At 29.3% G+C, this 1,913-nt stretch carries 3 protein-coding genes; 1 reads left to right on the plus strand and 2 read right to left on the minus strand.

Features of this window, described 5'->3' with window-relative positions; genetic code table 11:
- Nucleotides 1–8: 8 nt before the first annotated feature.
- Complete coding sequence (locus ACFWDE_RS30420; protein ID WP_002169559.1) at nt 9–302, minus strand: ArsR/SmtB family transcription factor; 294 nt, start codon at nt 300–302, stop codon at nt 9–11.
- Nucleotides 303–868: 566 nt separating this feature from the next.
- Between ACFWDE_RS30420 and ACFWDE_RS30425 the strand changes: the two genes are divergently transcribed.
- A complete protein-coding gene (locus ACFWDE_RS30425; protein ID WP_377896390.1) occupies nt 869–1,222 on the plus strand; it encodes a hypothetical protein in 354 nt (117 codons plus the stop codon).
- A gap of 356 nt (nt 1,223–1,578) precedes the next feature.
- On the opposite strand, the gene ACFWDE_RS30430 is transcribed toward ACFWDE_RS30425, so the two are convergent.
- A complete protein-coding gene (locus ACFWDE_RS30430; protein ID WP_198285206.1) occupies nt 1,579–1,746 on the minus strand; it encodes a hypothetical protein in 168 nt (55 codons plus the stop codon).
- Nucleotides 1,747–1,913 lie beyond the last annotated feature (167 nt).

Here is a 1,913-nt window from a genome sequence, read left to right on the forward strand (position 1 = left end):
TTATTAACCTACAGACCTAAAATTCCTACAATCTGACGAGCTTTAGCATTATCAATATAATAATGCACCTCTAATCCTCTTCTTTCTGTACGGAGTACGGTTCTTCTCAATTTTGATAAATGCTGTGAAACAGTGGATTGAGGGAGTCTTAATATTTCCGTTAACTGTGTAACATTGCATTTTTTATGATGCATTAATTCATTTACAATTTGTAATCGTACTGGATGCGCCATAACCTTTAATAAATCTACATTCTCTTCCGAAATTTCTTTTACATTTCGATCATTTTTTAATGCTATCATTTCACATTCTCCTTTATTATTTATTTCTATTTTCCTATTATCCTCATAAGTAGTACTTATAGATAATTACCATTTGTCCTGTTGAGAAAATATATTCTCTTTTTCAAAATAAAAAGAACACCTAGCCTGAAAACAGCTTTTTTACTGCTCCAATGAATTCATGCCCCTAATTTTTTTGCCAGACTATATTTTTATTTAAATAGATTATTTTATAGTCTCTTACATGCCTTTGAATGATGCTTAACATGCTTTGCAAAGCAAAAATAATACTTCTGTCCCTTATTTAAGGACAAATTAAAATTCTGCTTTTGCTTTCTCGTATTGCAACATCTATAAGAAGCATCTCTTCATCTCACCTTCTACAACATATATTTTTTATTTCTCAACACAAAACGAATGGAATAAAAAACCTATTAATTCCCTGTTACATTCCTCCATTTAGAGATGGAGGGAATTCTCGTTCACATAATAAATTATGCAATATTACATTTGATAACCATTATCATTGTAACTATAATGATTACAGGATTACTATTAATCCAAATACTCTATGTGGAGGTTTTATTATGTTTAAAAAAATCATTGTGTCTTCTATGGCACTTACTATGTTTGGTGGAGCTGCAACTATGCTAGAGACACCTACTGCTCAAGCAGCTTCTTATAACTCAACATCATCTTCTTACTTTGATGTTACACCTGAAGAAGCCGCTGCTTTCTATCAATCTCAAGACTATAAAAAATTAAAAGCGTTTATGGATGACTTTGAGGCTAAAAATCCATATACTCCTGGTGGAGGCTACGCTCAAGGTAGCGTACGTATGCAAAGATGCAATGATGCCCTTAGAGATGCTAAATTATCAAATGTCTATCAAGAATTTATTAGAATCTCATATTACAATCATTATCCTGAACCAAAATAATATTAATTTATAAAATATTTTTTATTGCTTTAACTTTGCCCAATTATCCTATCACTTAATTTTGAATGTATAATCAAAAAATGATTATTAGAAACCACTCATATAAGGGTGGTTTTTCTATTTTTCCGTGAAATTAAACTTATGAATGCTAATTTAACTCCATTAAAAGTTCTTTCATATTAGAAATTGACCTTTTACACAATCTGATGGACAAACAGCGTTATATCTTGCATACGGTGGAAATATAAAATCCACAAGTACTTCACAAATGTTCATTAATGTTTTCGTTTATTGAAAGTAAACTAATGAATAAAAATTCACTTTCTATATCATTAAGAAATTTTAAAAACCGACCTTTAATCAGCCATTTTTTTAGCATTACCTCTTTCTAAAACCACAGAAAAAATAAGGAATATAGTTAACACCAAAATAAACCTTACTGCACTTCCATTGCTTACAAAAAACGAGACTAGAATATACAATAAAAGTACTATTCCCCAAATAAAATTAATAATTTTATGCAATGAACTCCCTCCTTATTCTTAATTACAAGTATCATAAAACAAGTATCTGGAGTTGTTATGTTGTTTATCTAGAATTTATGTAAACATTAAAAATTTCTTGTAAAATGTTTTTTACTTACATAATTTTAGCAAAGCCCAATGGTTTTAAATTCGCTTTATTTTACTTC

This window comes from Bacillus sp. NPDC060175 (assembly GCF_042728695.1).
GTDB lineage: Bacteria > Bacillota > Bacilli > Bacillales > Bacillaceae_G > Bacillus_A.

Coding starts and splice junctions, on each gene's coding strand:
- ACFWDE_RS30420 (WP_002169559.1), bottom strand. CDS start 302: ATGATAGCATTAAAAAATGATCGAAATGTAAAAGAAATTTCGGAAGAG.
- ACFWDE_RS30425 (WP_377896390.1), top strand. CDS start 869: ATGTTTAAAAAAATCATTGTGTCTTCTATGGCACTTACTATGTTTGGT.